This window comes from Janibacter sp. Soil728 (genome assembly GCF_001428305.1).
Lineage (GTDB): Bacteria > Actinomycetota > Actinomycetes > Actinomycetales > Dermatophilaceae > Janibacter.
The window spans coordinates 231,730-247,834 of the sequence record NZ_LMRZ01000005.1 but is presented as its reverse complement, the minus strand read 5'-3'; the positions used below and the strand labels follow the sequence as shown (position 1 = coordinate 247,834).

Below are 16,105 nucleotides of genomic sequence, written 5' to 3'. Positions count from 1 at the left end.
GCCTGCATGCGCGATGACGTCGATGTCGCGATCGTCGGAGGTGGTCAGGCGGGGCTCGTGACCGCCTACCACCTGCGGCGGGTCGGCATCGAGCACGTCGTCCTCGACGAGCAGCGCGAGCCGGGTGGTGCCTGGCAGGCGACCTGGCCCTCCCTTCGCCTGTTCTCGCCAGCGACCTACTCCTCCCTCCACGGTCGTCCGATGCCACCTCACCCCGACACCTTCCCGCCGGTCGACCACGTGATCGCCTACCTGCGCTCCTACGAGGAGCGCTACGGCCTGGCCGTGGAGCGTCCGGTCACCGTCCACGACGTGCGCTCGGCACCGGACGCGCTCACCGTCGTCACCGACCGCGGCGACCTGCGCGCGAGACATGTCGTCAACGCGACCGGCACGTGGTCGGCTCCCTTCGTGCCCCTCGTGGAGGGCCAGGCCAGCTTCGCCGGTCGCCAGCTGCACAGCGCCCACTACCGCGGCCCCGCGGACTTCGCCGGCCAGCGCGTGGCAGTCGTGGGCGGCGGCAACTCCGGGGTCCAGATCACCGCTGATCTCATCGGGACCGCAGAGCATGTCTCCCTCGTGTCGGCCCGGCGGCTGCGCTTCCTCCCGGACGACGTCGACGGCAGACACCTCTTCGACCGGGCCACGGCCCAGCAGCGCACGTCGGATCCCGGGGAGATGGAGGCGGAGTTCGTCGGCAACATCGTCGCGCTGCCGCAGGTCCGCGAGGCCCGTGCTCAGGGGGCCCTTCGGGTGCGGGCGATGTTCGACCGGATGGTCCCGGAGGGGGCCGTCATCGGCCGTGACCGGCTCGATCTCGACGCAATCATCTGGTGCACCGGGTACCGCCCGGCGCTGCGGCACCTGCGATCGCTGCGGCTGCGCACGTCTGACGGCCACCCGGAGGTCGTGGACAACCGGTCGGTGAAGGATCCTCGGGTCTCCTTCGTGGGGTACGGCGACTGGACGGGTCCTGCGTCCGCGACCCTCATCGGCGTGGGCCGCACCGCCAGAGCGCTGGCAGCACACCTGGCGCAGGATCTGGGCACGTCGACCTGACGGACCTAGGGTGGGCACATGGCCATCTTCGTCGAAGTCCACCCCGACAACCCCCAGCCCCGCACCGTCGGACAGGTCGTCGAGCGGGTGCGTGACGGCGCGCTCGTCGCCTTCCCGACCGACTCCGGCTATGCCCTCGGGGGGCGGCTGGACGACCAGCTGATCAAGGACCGCATCCGCGACATCCGCCAGCTGGACGACAAGCACCACTACACCCTGCTGTGCGCCGACTTCGCCCAGCTCGGACAGCTCGTCATGATCGACAACTCGATCTTCCGCGCGATCAAGTCCGCGACCCCCGGTCCGTACACCTTCATCCTCCCGGCGACCAAGGAGGTGCCCAAGCGCCTGCTGCACGCCAAGAAGAAGACGGTGGGTGTGCGCATCCCGAGCCATCCGCTCTCCCGGGCGCTGCTCGACGGGCTCGGTGACCCGATGCTCATCTCGACCTTGCTCCTGCCGGGCGAGGAAGCGACCCCGACCTTCGGGTGGGACGTCAAGGAGGCGCTGGACCACCAGGTCGACATCGTCATCGACGCCGGCGAGGTGAGCACCGAGCCGACGACCGTCGTCGACCTGTCGTCGGGCGAGGCCGTCATCGCCCGTCACGGCGCGGGCGACCCGACCCCCTTCGAGTGAGGGTCGGTCCACCACAGCCGTGAGCGAAGGGCGTCAGCGCTCGCCGAGCACCTCGGTCCGGGCCGCCACGAAGGCGGCCACGCAGGTGCGCACGTCCTGCTCGCTGTGCGCCGCGGACAGCTGCACCCGGATCCGCGCCTGCCCCCGCGGGACGACGGGGTGGCTGAAGGCGATGACGTAGACGCCGTGCTCGAGCATGACGTCGGCGATCTGGGCTGCCTGCCGCGCTCCGTCATCCCCGGGGAACATGACGGGGGTGATGGGGTGGGTACCGGGCAGCAGGTCGAAACCTGCCTCGGTCATGAGCTCGCGGAACATCAGGGTGTTGCGCCGCAAGGTTGCTCGTCCGTCATCCGCTGCGCGCGCGATCTCGATCGCCTTGAGCGACCCGGCGGCCACGACCGGCGCGACGGCATTGGAGAACAGGTACGGGCGCGAGCGCTGCCGCAGCAGGGCCACCACCTCGGCGGGGCCGCTGACGTAGCCACCGCTGGCGCCGCCGAGGGCCTTGCCGAGCGTGCCCGTGACGAGGTCGACCCGGTCCATCACCCCGCAGGCCTCGGGAGTGCCCCGGCCGCCGTCGCCGACGAAGCCCACCGCGTGCGAGTCGTCCACGAGCACCATGGCGCCGTACTCCTCGGCGAGATCGCAGATCTGCTCCAACGGCGCCAGGTAGCCGTCCATGGAGAAGACGCCGTCGGTGACGACCACCGTGCGGCGGGCCCCCTTCGCCGCCTCGAGCTGGGCCCGCAGGTCGGCCATGTCGGCGTTGGCGTAGCGGTACCGCGCCGCCTTGGACAGACGGATGCCGTCGATGAGCGAGGCATGGTTGAGCGCATCGGAGATGATCGCGTCCCCCTCGCCGAAGAGCACCTCGAAGACACCGCCGTTGGCGTCGAAGCAGCTCGAGTAGAGGATCGTCTCCTCCATCTGCAGGAAGTCGGAGATGCTCGCCTCGAGACGGGTGTGCAGCTCCTGGGTGCCGCAGATGAAGCGCACGCTGGCCATGCCGAAGCCCCACTCCTGCAAGGCCGTCGACGCGGCGGCCAGGACGTCGGGGTGATCGGCGAGGCCGAGGTAGTTGTTGGCGCAGAAGTTGATGGCCTGCGCCTTGGTGGTCGTGATGTGGGCCTGCTGCGGGCTGGTGAGCTCGCGCTCGGCCTTCCACAGACCCGCGTCGCGGATCTCCTGCAGGGTGGTCGAGAGGTCGTCCTTGATCGTGTACATGCGTCAGCTCCAGTCCATGATGACCTTGCCGCACTCTCCCGAGGCGGCGGTGGCGAAGGCGTCCTGCCACTGCTCCGCGGGGAAGCGGTGGGTGATGACCGATGAGATCGCCTCGCGCAGCACGGGCGAGGTCGAGAGCATCGCGCTCATCGTGTACCAGGTGTCATACATCTCCCGGCCATAGATCCCCTTGATGGTGATCATGTGGGTGATCACCTTGCCCCAGTCGACGGGGTAGGCGTCCTTGGGCAGACCGAGCATCGCGATCCGGCCACCGTGGTTGAGGTGGTCGATCATGTCGGCCACCGCCGGGGGAGCGCCCGACATCTCGAGCCCGACGTCGAAGCCCTCCTTCATCCCCAGCTCACGCATCGCCTCGCCGAGGTTGGACCGGCCGGCGTTGACGAGCAGGTCGGCGCCGGCCCCCTTCGCCAGCTCGAGGCGGGTGTCCGACAGGTCGGTGACGGCGATGTAGCGGGCGCCGACGTGGCGGGCGATGGCCGCGGCCATGACGCCGATCGGTCCGGCACCGGTGATGACGACGTCCTCGCCCGCCAGGGGGAAGGACAGCGTCGTGTGCACCGCATTGCCCAGCGGGTCGAAGACCGCTCCGAGGTCAGGATCGATGTCGTCACGGTGCACCCAGGCGTTGTCCGCGGGGATGACGACATGGTCGGCGAAGGCGCCGTCGCGGTTGACCCCCACACCGACGGTGTTGATGCACAGGTGGCGGCGCCCGGCCCGACAGTTGCGACAGGTACCGCACACGAGGTGGCCCTCGCCGGAGACCCGGTCGCCGACCTCGATGCCGGTGACACCGCGACCGACCTCGTCGATCTCGCCGTAGAACTCGTGGCCGATGATCTGGGGCGTGCGGGGAACCGCCGCGGCTGCCCACTCGTCCCACCCTTGCAGGTGCAGGTCGGTGCCGCAGAGCCCGGCACGCAGCACCCTGATCCTCACCTCACCGTCGCCGGCGTGGGGCTCGGGGACGTCGACCAGCTCGAGGCCGGGTCCCGGTCGGGGTTTGACCAGTGCGCGCATCATTTCTCCTGTCGAGGGTGCGGGGGTGACCGCGGTCACGACAGTAGCGCGAAGGGGGGAGTGCTCCCCGTGGTGTGCGTGGCGTGGCGCCCATTACGGTGGTCGCATCATGACGACCCCTCAGCTGCCGCCGCCGTCGCCCTTCCCGGCCCAGATCAGCCATGGCGGTGCGACCGCTGCACTGGTCATCGGGATCGTGGGGCTGACCCTCGTCCCGGGCCTGGGCATTGTGGCGTGGGTCCTCGGGGTCAAGGCGCTCCAGGAGATCGACGCCCAACCACAGGCCGGCTACACCAACCGTGAGTACGCCAAGGTCGGCAAGATCCTGGGCATCGTGGGCACGGTCTACTTCGTCGGGTTGATCCTCTTCATCTGCTGCTATGTCGGCGCCATCCTCCTGACGTTCGGCGCCACTGCCTCGTCGACCTACTGAGCCCGGTCAGCCTCGCTCCAGCAGCACGATGACCTCGTGGTGGCGCGTCTGGGGAAACATGTCGAAGAGCCGGGACCGCGTCACGCGGTAGCCCGGCAGCGCATCGAGGTCGCGGGCGAGGCTGGCCGCGTTGCAGCTGGAGTAGATGACGTGGTCCGGCGCGGCCGACTCGATCGCCGCGCACAGGCCTGCTCCGATCCCACGTCGCGGCGGGTTGACGACCACCAGCTGGTGGTCGACGTCGGTCAGCGCCCTCGCGTCACCGACCTCGAAGCCCACGTCCACGCCGAGCTCGAGCGCTGAGCGGCGCGCGCTGGCGACGGCGTCCGGGGCGACCTCGACCCCGTCGACCCGTCGCGCCCGACCCGGAGCGAGGGCCGCGTTGAGGGCGAACCCGCCCACGCCGCAGTAGAGGTCGAGGACGCTGCGTGGATCGATGTGGCTGACCCACTCACGCGCCTGCCGGTACAGACCCGCAGCGACGACGGTGTTGGTCTGGAAAAAGCTGCGTGGGCGCAGGTGGAAGGTGATGTCGTCCAGGCGCATGGGCAGCGTCTCGTGCTCGCCGAGCACGATCTCTTCCTCGCCCTCGAGGACCGCCTTGTGCTCGGGCTGGATGTTGGCCGAGACCACTCGCAGTCCGGGGGCGGCGGACCGCAGGTCGCCGAGCCCCCTTCGGATCCGGGGGAGCTGTCCGGGGGAGCGCAGGACGAAGCGGGTCATCAGCTCGCCGTCGGGTGATCCCGTGACGATGAGGTGCTTGAGCTCGCCCTGGCGCGTCGGGACGTCGTAGGGGACCAGTCCCAGATCGGCGACCGCCGGCAGGAGCCGGTCCAGTGCCTCGGCGAGCTGCGGCTCGTACAGCCCGCACTCGGGGAGGGCGACGCCGCGCAGGTTGGCGTCGAGGATGCCGAAGGTGGGCGCTGCCTTCGTCCCGCCGACCACGAGCTTGGCCTTGTTGCGGAAGCCGGACTCAGCCCCGACGAAGGGGGGCGACCACTGGTCGTCCGCCACGTGCCCCTGGAGCAGGTCTGCGACCACGCTCTCCAGCTCGGTGACCTGGGTGGGGTAGGGGACCTCCATGAGGGTGCACGAGCGGCATTCCCCAGCGTCGAAGTGGGGGCATCTCACCGCTCAGCCACCCCATCCGCCAGCGTCCCAGTGCATGTGATCACCCTAACCATCAGGAATCGGTGGACTGCTCACCCGGCGTGAGGCGCCGAAGGTCGTTACGGTCAATGGGTAAGAAGTACCTCACAACGTCCACCGGGAGGACATCATGCAAGCGCAGAACTTCCTCAACGACATCGACTGGGCAGGATTGCTGGGCAAGGCACTTTCGGCCCTGGCCATCCTCGTCGTCACCTGGCTGGTGGCGATGATCGTCAAGTCGCTGATCGCCAAGCTCTCCACCAAGGTCCCCGCCCTCCAGCGTGCCGGATCGGACGGATCCAGCGTCGGGACCACGCTGGGCTCGATCGCGTCCCTCATCATCTGGATGCTCGGACTCGTCGCGATCCTCCAGGTCCTGGGCCTCAACCAGGTCCTCGCGCCCATCCAGGGCATGGTCGACGGGGTCCTGGGCTTCCTGCCCAACCTCATCGGTGCGGGCATCGTCTTCTTCGTCGGCGCACTGCTGGCCAAGGTCGTGCGTCAGCTCGTCCAGACGGCCCTGTCCGCGCTGCCCTTCGACAAGTGGCTCAAGAGCGCTGGGTCCAAGGCCGGTTCCCTCCCCGGGGCACCGGCGACGGCCTCTGCCGGACCGCCCCCGCCGCCCCCCGGCCAGCCCTCCGCGCCCCAGGCGCAGCACCCGGACCAGCCGCAGCCGCCCGCCGGGTACGGCTCCGCTCCCGCCGGTGGCCAGAGTGCCGGCACGTCGATCCCCAAGACGATCGCCACGGTCATCTACGCGCTCATCATGATCGTCGTGACGATCGCCGCCCTGCAGATCCTGGGCATCGAGTCGATCTCCCGTCCGGCGGAGCAGATGCTCCAGTCGATCTTCGACGCGATCCCGCTGATCATCGCGGCCGGTGTGATGCTCGCGCTGGGCATCTTCATCGCCAAGTTCGCCGGTGACATCATCGAGCAGGTCCTCGACGGTGTCGGTGTCGACCGTCAGCTCGCTGAGCTCGACGTGCTGCCTGCCGGTACCAAGGTCGTCCCGGTCATCGCCAAGGTGGCGCAGATCGCGATCGTGCTCTTCTTCGCGGTCATGGCCGCTCAGCTGCTGAACTTCCCGCAGATCACGAAGTTCCTCAGCGAGGTCCTGAGCCTCGGTGGCAAGGTGCTCTTCGGGGCCGCGATCATCGCTGCCGGCTTCTTCGTCGCCAACCTCCTGGCGAAGATGCTCTCCGGTGTCGGCGCGACGATCGTCAAGTACGCGACGATCGTGCTCTTCGTGGCCATGGGCCTGAAGTACATGGGCATCGCGGACTCGATCATCGAGCTCGGCTTCGGTGCGCTCGTCGTCGGTGGCGCCGCTGCAGCGGCCCTGGCCTTCGGCCTCGGTGGTCGCGACGCGGCCGCCCGTCAGCTGGACCGCCTCTCGGCCAAGGCCGAGGCGCAGCCCACGCAGGCTCCGCACCAGGGTGACACCCAGCAGCTCTGACCAGCTGCTGACCACATGACGAAGGGTGGTACCCCCGGTCGGGGGTGCCACCCTTCGTCATGCCCTCCACGGAGAGGTTGATGCCCGTGTCAGCCCGTCACGGAACACCGGTCTCCGCGATGAGCGCGCCGATGAGGACGAGCAGCACCGGCAGCGGCGAGACCGCCAGGCCGACAAACCAGATCGTCCGGCCCGTGAACCAGCGTCGCAGGAGCCAACCACCCGCCAGCGCGAGCGGCACCAGCTGACCGATCGTCGCGATGACGACTCCGAGCATGATCACGCCTTCGCGGCACTGGTCCTGCCGGCCGACGCAGCCATCGGAGGCCATGCCCACGAAGGCACCGAAGGAGCCGACCACGAGACACTCGAGCAGCAGGAGGCCGAGGAGCAGCACGCCGACGCACCGGTCGAGGACCGATGGGGGAGTGATGGGGTCAGCGACGATCGACGCGTCAGCCACGTCCGAGAATCTCGTCGGCGCGCTCTCGCATCTCGATCTTGCGCACCTTGCCGGTGACGGTCATGGGGAAGGCCTCGGTGACGTGGACGTAGCGGGGGATCTTGTAGTGGGCGAGCTTGCCGCTCGCGAACTCGCGCACGCCCTCGGCGGTGAGCGTCGCAGCACCCTCTCGCAGCACGACCCAGGCCATGAGCTCCTCGCCGTACTTGTCGTCCGGGACGCCGATCACCTGGACGTCCGCGATGTCGGGGTGAGTGTAGAGGAACTCCTCGACCTCCCGCGGGTAGATGTTCTCACCACCGCGGATGACGAGGTCCTTGATCCGACCGACGATGTTGACGTAGCCGTCCTCGTCCATCGTGGCGAGGTCACCGGTGTGCATCCAGCGCGCCGCGTCGATCGCCTCGGCGGTCTTGTCCGGGTCCTTCCAGTAGCCGAGCATGACGCTGTAGCCGCGGGTGCACAGCTCGCCGGTCTCGCCGCGGGGGAGCGGGACCCCCGAGAGCGGATCGACGACCTTGCTCTCGATGTGCGGCATGGAGCGACCGACGCTCTCGGTGCGCCGGACCAGGTCGTCATCGGTGCGGGTCATCGTCGACACCGGTGAGGTCTCCGTCATGCCGTAGCTGATGGCGACCTCGGACATGTTCATCTGCGCCACCACGCGCTTCATCACCTCGACCGGGCAGATGGAGCCGGCCATGATGCCGGTCCGCAGCGTGCTCAGGTCATGGTCGGCGAAGTCGGGCAGGTCGAGCTCGGCGATGAACATCGTCGGCACCCCGTAGAGGGAGGTGCAGCGCTCCTGCGCGATCGCTCGCAGCGTGGCGCCCGGGTCGAAGGAGGGCGCCGGGATGACCATGCAGGCCCCGTGCGAGGTGGCCGCGAGATTGCCCATGACCATGCCGAAGCAGTGGTAGAAGGGGACCGGGATGCAGATCCGGTCGGCCTCGGTGTAGTCGATCATCTCGCCGACGAAGTACCCGTTGTTGAGGATGTTGTGGTGGCTGAGGGTCGCGCCCTTGGGGAACCCGGTCGTGCCGGACGTGTACTGGATGTTGATCGGGTCGTCGGGCGTGAGAGAGGCTCCGCGCTCGGCCAGCTGCTCGTCGGTGATGGAGGAGCCACCCGTGGCGAGCTCGTCCCAGGACGCGTCACCGATGTAGACGACATCGCTCAGCTCCGGTGTCTCCGGACGGGCCTCGTCGACCATCGCGCGGTAGTCGGAGCTCTTGTGCGACATCGCGCTCACCAGCATCCGCATCCCCGACTGGTTGACCACATAGGTCAGCTCGTGGGTGCGGTAGGCCGGGTTGACGTTGACGAGGATCGCCCCCATCCGCGCGGTCGCGTACTGCAGGATCGTCCACTCGGGGCAGTTGGGCGCCCAGATGCCGATCCGGTCGCCGGCGGCCACTCCCTTCGCAATCAGCGCCTTGGCCACGGCGTCCACGTCGGCGAGCAGCTCGGCGTAGGTCCACCGGCGCCCGCTCGGGACGTCGACGAGTGCCTCGCGGGCGCCGTGCACGGCCACGGTGCGCTCGAGGTTGGCGCCGATCGTGTCGCCGAGGAGCGGGGTGTCCGAGGTGCCCGAGGAGTAGCTGGGCAGGGCGGTCTGGGTCATGCGGGTCTACCTCCAGTGGTCGCTTCGTTGCGATACCCAGAAGACTGCCACGGTGACGACTGCAATGCTGCACCCCATGCACGACGACCTGACGATCCGGCCGGCCACCGACGACGACTGGTCGGCGATCTTCCCCTTCTACGCGCGCATCGTGGCCGAGGGCAGGACCTACGCCTTCCCCCTCGAGCAGACCTCTGACGAGGCTCGGCCGTGGTGGATGGAGCCAGGCCCCGGACGCACGGTCGTCGCCGTCGTGGGTGGACGGGTCGTCGGCTCGGCCAAGATGGGACCGAACAGACCCGGCCGTGGGGCGCACATCGCCACCGCCAGCTTCATGGTCGACCCGGCATGCGGGGTGCGCGGCGTCGGTCGGGCACTCGGCGAGGAGATGATCACCTGGGCCCGGTCCGAGGGGTATGCCGGTATCCAGTTCAACGCCGTCGTCGAGACCAACACCCGTGCAGTGCACCTGTGGCGGTCGCTCGGCTTCGAGGTGATCGGCACGGTGCCCGGGGCCTTCGACCACGCGGAGCACGGCCCGGTGGGGCTGCACGTGATGTTCCTGAGGCTCTGATGCCTGCTCGGGCTGGGGGCCCGCTCAGCTGATCGGCCGCCACACGCTCACGTGCGTCTCGCTGTCCGGGCCGAAGGGGGTGCCCACCCAGTCCTCGTGGCGGCTCTCGAGCTCCATGCCCGCCAGCCGGGCCATCAGGTCGAGCTCACTCGGCCAGACGTAGCGATAGTTGTGCGTCCCGCGGCGGTAGGTCTCATCCGGCTGCCGGTTGAGATGGTGCGAGGTCGCCTGCTGCGTGACGAGGTCGAAGGTGTCGAACCCCAGGTGCTCGTCGGTGACGTCGAAGGGAACTGCCACCTGACCCGGCACCAACCGACGAAGGGGAGGGAGGCCGACCTCGATGACGAAGCGCCCTCTCGGGGCCAGATGGCGCGCAGCATTGCGGAAGCACTCGACCTGCTCCTCCTGGGTCCGTAGGTTGCCGATGGTGTTGAAGACGAGGAACACGAGGGTGAACTCGCCAGGCACCCGCGTGGTGGCCATGTCACCGACGACCACGGGCAGCTCGTCGGCGCTGACCTTGGTGCGCAGCTGGTCGACCATCGGAGCGGACAGCTCGATCCCGGTCACGGGTACACCCTTCGCCAGGAGCGGGACGCCAATGCGGCCGGTGCCGATCGCGAGCTCGAGGGCGCGGCCCCCTTCGGCCAGGTCTGCGAGGAGGTCGACCGTCGGCCCCACGACCTCAGGGCTGAAGGTCCCGTCGATGCTGTCGTATCGCGCTGCCTGCTCGGCCGTCCACACGTCGCTGCTCGTCATGCCTCCATCAGACCAGCATCGCCTGCGCGATGACCAGCGAGTTGTTGGTCGCGAGATCTCCACGGGCCCGGCGTCGTTGAGGGTGCCCGGCGTCGTTGGGGGAGCCCGGTTGACCGTAGAGCGTCGGCCAAGTGCCCACAACGACGCCGGGCTCAGTGCTCACCCGGTCCACCCGTATCTGCTTGGATCGTCTGGTCCCTCCCGACCACCCCGCAGGAGCGCCGATGCCACACGATGCCGACAGCCACGACCTCATCCGCGTGCAGGGAGCGAGGGAGAACAACCTCAAGGACATCAGCGTCGACCTGCCCAAGCGGCGCCTGACGGTCTTCACCGGGGTCTCCGGGTCGGGCAAGAGCTCGCTCGTCTTCGGCACGATCGCCGCGGAGTCACGCAGGCTCATCGACGAGACCTACAGCGCCTTCCTGCAGGGCTTCATGCCCTCGCTCGCCCGGCCGGAGGTCGACCATCTGGAGGGCCTGACCACGGCGATCATCGTCGACCAGGAGCGCATGGGAGCCAACCCGCGCTCGACGGTCGGCACCGCGACCGACGCCAACGCGATGCTGCGCATCCTCTTCTCCCGCCTCGGCCAGCCGCACGTCGGACCGCCGACCGCCTACTCCTTCAACGTCCCCACGCGTAAGGCCAGCGGGTCGATGACGACCGACAAGGGCACCCACACCGAGCGCAAGACGGTCAAGCAGCAGGTCTACCTCGGCGGCATGTGCCCGCGCTGCGAAGGCATGGGGCAGGTCAGCGACATCGACCTCACCGCTCTCTACGACGACAGCCTGACACTGCTCGAGGGCGCACTCACCGTGCCCGGCTACTCGATGGACGGCTGGTACGGACGCCTCTTCGAGGGCATGGGCCTGCCGATGGACAAGCCGATCGCGAAGTTCACGCAGAAGCAGCTCGAGACGATGCTGTACGCCGAGCCGACCAGGATCAAGGTCGAGGGCGTCAACCTCACCTTCGAGGGGATCATCCCCAAGATCCAGAAGTCGATGCTCTCCAAGGACCCCGAGGCGATGCAGCCGCACGTGCGCCGGTTCGTCGAGCGGGCCGTGACCTTCCAGACCTGCCCCGAGTGCGAGGGGACGCGACTGACGCCCGAGGCCCGCTCGTCGAAGATCCGGGGCAAGAGCATCGCGGACCTGTGCGGCATGCAGATCAACGACCTCGCCGGGTGGGTGCGCGAGCTCGACGAGCCGGGCTTCGAGCCGCTCCTGAAGGGGCTGCAGCACCTGCTCGACTCCTTCACCGAGATCGGTCTGGGCTACCTCTCGCTGGACCGACCGGCAGGGACCCTGTCCGGGGGAGAGGCACAGCGGGCCAAGATGATCCGTCACCTCGGGTCCTCGCTCACCGATGTCACCTATGTCTTCGACGAGCCGACGATCGGGCTGCACCCGCACGACATCGCCCGGATGAACGACCTGCTGCTGCGGCTGCGCGACAAGGGCAACACCGTCCTCGTGGTCGAGCACAAGCCGGAGACCATCGCGATCGCCGACCATGCCGTCGATCTCGGTCCGCTGGCCGGGTCGAAGGGGGGCGAGGTCGTCTTCGAGGGCACCGTCGCGGAGCTGCGTGCGAGCGACACGCTCACCGGCCGGCACCTCGACCACCGGGCCGCGCTCAAGGACGAGGTCCGCTCTGCGACAGGTGCGCTGGAGATCCGCGGCGCCGACACCCACAACCTCAAGGACGTCGACGTCGACATCCCGCTCGGCGTGCTCGCGGTCGTGACGGGTGTGGCCGGCTCCGGCAAGAGCTCGCTCGTCCACGGTGGTCTCGACCACCGCGACGAGGTCGTCGTCGTCGACCAGGCAGCGATCAAGGGCTCCCGTCGCAGCAACCCCGCGACCTACACCGGTCTGCTCGAGCCGGTCCGCAAGGCCTTCGCCAAGGCCAACGGCGTCAAGCCCGCCCTCTTCAGCTCCAACTCCGAGGGTGCCTGCCCGACGTGCAACGGCGCGGGCGTGATCTTCACCGAGCTCGGCGTCATGGCGACGGTCGAATCGCCCTGCGAGGACTGCGAGGGACGCCGCTTCCAGGACGCGGTCCTCGTGTACGAGCTCGCCGGCAAGAACATCGCTGACGTCCTCGAGATGTCGATGAGCGACGCGCTCGACTTCTTCGCCAAGGACGGCCCGGCGGGCCTACCGGCTGCCCACAAGATCCTCACCCGCCTCGTCGATGTCGGCCTGGGCTATCTCACCCTCGGCCAACCGCTCACGGCACTGTCCGGCGGCGAGCGTCAGCGCCTCAAGCTCGCCGTGCACATGGGGGACAAGGGAGAGGTCTACGTCCTCGACGAACCCACGACCGGTCTGCACCTCGCCGATGTCGACAACCTGCTCGGCCTCCTCGACCGTCTCGTCGACTCCGGCAAGTCGGTCATCGTCATCGAGCACCACCAGGCCGTCATGGCCCACGCCGACTGGATCATCGACCTCGGGCCCGGGGCGGGCTACGAGGGCGGCGAGGTGGTCTTCGAGGGCACACCCGCCGACCTCGTGGCGAAGGGAGCCACCCTCACCGCCCAGCACCTCGCCAACTACGTCGGGGGCTGACAGCTCGCTTCTTGAGCATCTTCTTCTGCGTCCTGCGGCCCTGGGCGATCACGAGGGGGAGCGCGGCCATGCCCAGGGAGGGGAAGACGTCACCCAGTCGGCAGACCGCGCCACGCCAGCCGGGGACGGTGGTGACCAGGCGCGGGTTGTCGAGCACCTTGGCGACGGCCGCCACGACGTCCTCCGGCTGCAGCAACCCGGAGAAGGACAGGGCCGCCCCGGGATCGTCGAGCTTGTCGTGCAGCATCGGCGTCCAGATCCCGTCGGGGCAGATGCAGGAGATGTCGATGTCCTTGATCTTGGCCGCCCGCAGGTCGGCGATGGCGCTCAGGCTGAACCCCATGACCGCGTGCTTGGAGGCCGCGTACACGCTCTCGCCGGGTACCGCGGAGATGCCGGCGAGCGAGGCGATGTTGACGATGTGGCCGCCACCGGAGGAGCGCATGGCGGCCACGGCCGCGAGGGTGCCGTTCATGGTGCCGAGCGCGTTGACCTCGAGCATCAGTCGTCGCTGCTGCTCGTCGTGCTCCCAGACGGGTCCGGTGAAGAGGACTCCGGCGTTGTTGACCCAGACGTCGAGGCGACCGGCCCACTCCACGACGCGGTCCCGGGCGGCGAGCACGGCTGCCTCGTCGCGGACGTCGACCACCATGGCCTGTGCACGCTCGCCGAGCTCGGCGGCAGCCGCCTGCGCGGCGTCCCCGTCCACGTCGGTGATCAGGACCTGGTACTCACGCTTCACGAGCAGCTCGGCGATCTGCCGTCCAAGGCCACGACCAGCCCCGGTCACGACCGCGCCTGCAGGCCAACGGTGCTCCGGCGCGCTCATCGACGGCCAGCCGTGATCGTGCCGTAGTCGATACCGCCATGGGTGTAGGTAGGTACGACGGGCCAGAAGCGCTTCCAGGGAGCAAGCTCGCTGGAGGGAAGGATCTGCAGCCAGCGCGGGTCGTCCTTGCACGGGTCGGCCAATGTCTTCTCCTTGATCATCGAGTCGTACTGGTCGAGCGAGTCCTCGAGGGTGTTGCCGTTGGGGCAGATCTCGCGACCATACTGCTGGTGGTAGATCTTCACACCGGGGATCTTGGACTGCTCCGGCTGCCAGTTGTCCAGGGCGATGCCGTTCTCGGAGGAGACCCACACGCCATCGGGGGTGTTGACCACGAGGGAGTGGTTGCCGTCGGTGTGCCCCGGGGTCCACAGCAAAGCGATACCGGGGCCCAGCTCGATGTCGCCCTCGAAGGTCGCGAACTTCGACATGTCGACGCCCTCGAGGCTGCCCTCGACGTACCAGGCCCACTGCATCGGGTGCAGGGACTGCAGGGTCGCGAGCTCACGGGAGTTCACGAGCATCCTCGCGTCGCCGAAGATCGGCTGGCGGGGAGCGCGCTCGCCGGGGATGGTCGCTGACGAGCCCAGGATCATCCGCGGGTCCTGCACGTGCAGGTGGTCGAAGGCGCAGTAGTCGATGTCGTGGGCCGTCAGTCCGAGCTGGCGCAGGACGTCGTCGGGCTCGTTGTAGTAGTTGACGATGAACTTCTCGGCCCGGTTGGCATAGGGGATCTTGTTGGTCAGCTTCTGCAGCTTGGCGAAGAAGGGCGCCTGCGCCGAGCCCTCGGGCACGGTCGGCTCGAAGACGAGGGTGCGGGGGTTGCCGTCCCAGTCGTCGTACTGGACGACGACCATGCGGTTGATGATCGGGATGAGGGGGCTGTGGGGCCCGATGACGGCGGTGTTGAAGCCGTACTTGACCGGATAGGGGGCCGAGGCGATGTCGACCGACTTCACGGCCTTGACCCGGCCCTCGGCCTTGAAGCGCGTCTTGTAGGCCAGCGCGGCCTCACGCACAGCAGCGAGCCGGTCCCCGCGCGGCCAGACCTCGTGGACGCCGTCGAACTCGGGGATGGTGCGGGCGCCGATCGTCTCGACGGGGGTGGTGCTCGGGCTGGTCGTTGTCACGTTGAGCCTCCTTGATCGCGGTGAGTGGCTGGGCTGGCTCCAGCATCCCCTGCCTTCCACTCCGGTGACTTGACTCAGCGCGACATCGTGGCGTGGATCTCGTCGCTGTCGCGCAGCTCGCGAGGGGCCCGGCCGGTCCAGCGCCGCACCGCGCGACTCAGGGTGCTCTGGGCGGAGAAGCCGACCATGGTCGCGATCTGCGTCAGTCGCAGGTCGGTCGTGGTGATGAGGCGAAGGGCGGCGACGCGCCGGACGTCGTCCAGAACGAGCTCGTAGGTGGTGCCTTCGACAGCGAGCGCGCGCTGCAGGGTCCGCGGATGGGTGTCCAAGAGACGGGCGACGTCGTCCAGGACGAGGCCGGCGGTCCCGAGGGTCTCGGCGAGCAGCCGACGCACTCTCGCCGAGACCAGCTCGGTCGGGTTGGAGTGGTCTCGCGCCAGGTGGGCGATCGCCAGAGCGCGGATCACGGCGTCGGCGCCTTCGAATCGCAGGTCGAGCGTCTGTCGGTCGACCCTGAGCGCGGCGACGCTGCTGTTGAAGCGCACCGTCGTACCGAAGAGGGCGGTGTAGCGGGCGACGGGGGAGATGGGGGCGTGCGGCAGGTCGATCGACCGGAGCCCGACGTCGGTCCCGACCAGGGCCGTGGCGATGCGGACGAGCAGACCGATCCCGAGCTCCATGGCCTGCGGGGAGTAGGGCGACTCGTGCAGGTCCTTGCGATAGGTGATCGCCACGACGCCACGGGCTCCGCTCGGATCATCCTCGACGGCGATGCGTAGTGCGGGACTGTGCACGAAGAGGAATCGGGTGACGCACTCGAGCGCCTCGGCGACCGTCGGCGACGCCTCGACGGCGAGCGCCAGCGGGCCGAGGATGCTCAGGTCCTGTGCCTGGGAGAGCCGCAGCCCGAAGTCGGAGCAGCCCAGCTCCCTTCCCGCTGCGTCGAGCATGAGGTCGTGCGCCGTGATGGGGATGAACCCGTCATCGTCCTGCAGGACCCTCGGGTCGAGTCCGAACCGCCTCAGCAGCGCGTCAGGGTCGCCACCCAGGTCGTGCACGAGCGGGGAGAACCCGCGCAGGCTGGCCGCGCGGATGACGGAGACATCACTGAGGCCCGACCGCTGCATCCGG

16 protein-coding genes are annotated in these 16,105 nt (G+C 68.8%); 6 read left to right on the top strand and 10 right to left on the bottom strand.

Annotated features, from left to right (window positions below):
- Nucleotides 1-6: 6 nt before the first annotated feature.
- Both ASG73_RS11905 and ASG73_RS11900 read left to right on the top strand, forming a co-directional pair.
- Complete coding sequence (locus ASG73_RS11905) at nt 7-1,059, top strand: ArsO family NAD(P)H-dependent flavin-containing monooxygenase (protein WP_055995280.1); 1,053 nt, start codon at nt 7-9, stop codon at nt 1,057-1,059.
- Between the two features lie 18 nt (nt 1,060-1,077).
- Nucleotides 1,078-1,698 carry an L-threonylcarbamoyladenylate synthase gene (locus tag ASG73_RS11900; protein WP_055995277.1) on the top strand — a complete coding sequence of 207 codons (621 nt, stop codon included), beginning with the start codon at nt 1,078-1,080 and terminating at the stop codon, nt 1,696-1,698.
- 33 nt (nt 1,699-1,731) lie between these two features.
- On the opposite strand, the gene ASG73_RS11895 is transcribed toward ASG73_RS11900, so the two are convergent.
- Together ASG73_RS11895 and tdh are read right to left on the bottom strand one after the other, a co-directional pair.
- Entirely contained in the window at nt 1,732-2,925 is a 1,194-nt protein-coding gene (locus ASG73_RS11895) for a glycine C-acetyltransferase (protein WP_055995274.1), read from the bottom strand.
- A 3-nt stretch (nt 2,926-2,928) separates the two neighbouring features.
- Nucleotides 2,929-3,969 carry an L-threonine 3-dehydrogenase gene (gene tdh, locus ASG73_RS11890; protein ID WP_055996043.1) on the bottom strand — a complete coding sequence of 347 codons (1,041 nt, stop codon included), beginning with the start codon at nt 3,967-3,969 and terminating at the stop codon, nt 2,929-2,931.
- A gap of 109 nt (nt 3,970-4,078) precedes the next feature.
- Between tdh and ASG73_RS11885 the strand changes: the two genes are divergently transcribed.
- The gene (locus ASG73_RS11885) at nt 4,079-4,402 is read left to right on the top strand and encodes a DUF4190 domain-containing protein (RefSeq protein ID WP_055995271.1); all 324 of its coding nucleotides are present in this window, start codon (nt 4,079-4,081) and stop codon (nt 4,400-4,402) included.
- Between the two features lie 6 nt (nt 4,403-4,408).
- On the opposite strand, the gene ASG73_RS11880 is transcribed toward ASG73_RS11885, so the two are convergent.
- Entirely contained in the window at nt 4,409-5,485 is a 1,077-nt protein-coding gene (locus ASG73_RS11880; RefSeq protein ID WP_327077494.1) for a methyltransferase domain-containing protein, read from the bottom strand.
- A 196-nt stretch (nt 5,486-5,681) separates the two neighbouring features.
- Between ASG73_RS11880 and ASG73_RS11875 the strand changes: the two genes are divergently transcribed.
- A complete protein-coding gene (locus ASG73_RS11875) occupies nt 5,682-7,013 on the top strand; it encodes a mechanosensitive ion channel (RefSeq protein ID WP_055995265.1) in 1,332 nt (443 codons plus the stop codon).
- 97 nt (nt 7,014-7,110) lie between these two features.
- On the opposite strand, the gene ASG73_RS11870 is transcribed toward ASG73_RS11875, so the two are convergent.
- Both ASG73_RS11870 and ASG73_RS11865 read right to left on the bottom strand, forming a co-directional pair.
- Nucleotides 7,111-7,476 (bottom strand): hypothetical protein, encoded by a 366-nt coding sequence (locus tag ASG73_RS11870; protein WP_055995262.1) that lies wholly within the window; start codon nt 7,474-7,476, stop codon nt 7,111-7,113.
- Nucleotides 7,469-9,100 carry an AMP-binding protein gene (locus tag ASG73_RS11865; RefSeq protein ID WP_055995258.1) on the bottom strand — a complete coding sequence of 544 codons (1,632 nt, stop codon included), beginning with the start codon at nt 9,098-9,100 and terminating at the stop codon, nt 7,469-7,471. The genes ASG73_RS11870 and ASG73_RS11865 overlap by 8 nt, the downstream gene beginning before the upstream one ends.
- A gap of 52 nt (nt 9,101-9,152) precedes the next feature.
- On the opposite strand from ASG73_RS11865, the gene ASG73_RS11860 reads away from it, so the two are divergent.
- Nucleotides 9,153-9,674, top strand: a complete 522-nt coding sequence (locus tag ASG73_RS11860) for a GNAT family N-acetyltransferase (protein WP_327077493.1) — start codon at nt 9,153-9,155, stop codon at nt 9,672-9,674.
- 24 nt (nt 9,675-9,698) lie between these two features.
- On the opposite strand, the gene ASG73_RS11855 is transcribed toward ASG73_RS11860, so the two are convergent.
- Nucleotides 9,699-10,433, bottom strand: a complete 735-nt coding sequence (locus tag ASG73_RS11855; RefSeq protein ID WP_055995255.1) for a class I SAM-dependent DNA methyltransferase — start codon at nt 10,431-10,433, stop codon at nt 9,699-9,701.
- Nucleotides 10,434-10,440: 7 nt separating this feature from the next.
- Nucleotides 10,441-10,596 (bottom strand): hypothetical protein, encoded by a 156-nt coding sequence (locus ASG73_RS17935; RefSeq protein WP_156466270.1) that lies wholly within the window; start codon nt 10,594-10,596, stop codon nt 10,441-10,443.
- Nucleotides 10,597-10,657: 61 nt separating this feature from the next.
- Between ASG73_RS17935 and ASG73_RS11850 the strand changes: the two genes are divergently transcribed.
- Nucleotides 10,658-13,015, top strand: a complete 2,358-nt coding sequence (locus ASG73_RS11850) for an ATP-binding cassette domain-containing protein (RefSeq protein ID WP_055995252.1) — start codon at nt 10,658-10,660, stop codon at nt 13,013-13,015.
- On the opposite strand, the gene ASG73_RS11845 is transcribed toward ASG73_RS11850, so the two are convergent.
- The 3 genes from ASG73_RS11845 to ASG73_RS11835 form a co-directional block, all read right to left on the bottom strand.
- On the bottom strand, nt 12,978-13,844 hold the full coding sequence (locus tag ASG73_RS11845) for an SDR family oxidoreductase (protein WP_055995249.1): 867 nt from the start codon (nt 13,842-13,844) through the stop codon (nt 12,978-12,980). The genes ASG73_RS11850 and ASG73_RS11845 overlap by 38 nt on opposite strands.
- The gene (locus ASG73_RS11840; RefSeq protein WP_055995246.1) at nt 13,841-14,974 is read right to left on the bottom strand and encodes a hypothetical protein; all 1,134 of its coding nucleotides are present in this window, start codon (nt 14,972-14,974) and stop codon (nt 13,841-13,843) included. Before ASG73_RS11840 ends, ASG73_RS11845 begins: the two co-directional genes overlap by 4 nt.
- 74 nt (nt 14,975-15,048) lie before the next feature.
- Entirely contained in the window at nt 15,049-16,101 is a 1,053-nt protein-coding gene (locus tag ASG73_RS11835) for an AraC family transcriptional regulator (protein ID WP_055996036.1), read from the bottom strand.
- Nucleotides 16,102-16,105 lie beyond the last annotated feature (4 nt).

Excerpts from the sequence above, each read along its gene's own strand:
- ASG73_RS11865 (WP_055995258.1), bottom strand. The coding sequence starts at position 9,100 with ATGACCCAGACCGCCCTGCCCAGCTACTCCTCGGGCACCTCGGACACC.
- ASG73_RS11850 (WP_055995252.1), top strand. The coding sequence starts at position 10,658 with ATGCCACACGATGCCGACAGCCACGACCTCATCCGCGTGCAGGGAGCG.
- ASG73_RS11885 (WP_055995271.1), top strand. The coding sequence starts at position 4,079 with ATGACGACCCCTCAGCTGCCGCCGCCGTCGCCCTTCCCGGCCCAGATC.
- ASG73_RS11875 (WP_055995265.1), top strand. The coding sequence starts at position 5,682 with ATGCAAGCGCAGAACTTCCTCAACGACATCGACTGGGCAGGATTGCTG.
- ASG73_RS11900 (WP_055995277.1), top strand. The coding sequence starts at position 1,078 with ATGGCCATCTTCGTCGAAGTCCACCCCGACAACCCCCAGCCCCGCACC.
- ASG73_RS11895 (WP_055995274.1), bottom strand. The coding sequence starts at position 2,925 with ATGTACACGATCAAGGACGACCTCTCGACCACCCTGCAGGAGATCCGC.
- ASG73_RS11855 (WP_055995255.1), bottom strand. The coding sequence starts at position 10,433 with ATGACGAGCAGCGACGTGTGGACGGCCGAGCAGGCAGCGCGATACGAC.
- ASG73_RS11845 (WP_055995249.1), bottom strand. The coding sequence starts at position 13,844 with ATGAGCGCGCCGGAGCACCGTTGGCCTGCAGGCGCGGTCGTGACCGGG.
- ASG73_RS11905 (WP_055995280.1), top strand. The coding sequence starts at position 7 with ATGCGCGATGACGTCGATGTCGCGATCGTCGGAGGTGGTCAGGCGGGG.
- tdh (WP_055996043.1), bottom strand. The coding sequence starts at position 3,969 with ATGCGCGCACTGGTCAAACCCCGACCGGGACCCGGCCTCGAGCTGGTC.
- ASG73_RS11880 (WP_327077494.1), bottom strand. The coding sequence starts at position 5,485 with ATGGAGGTCCCCTACCCCACCCAGGTCACCGAGCTGGAGAGCGTGGTC.
- ASG73_RS11835 (WP_055996036.1), bottom strand. The coding sequence starts at position 16,101 with ATGCAGCGGTCGGGCCTCAGTGATGTCTCCGTCATCCGCGCGGCCAGC.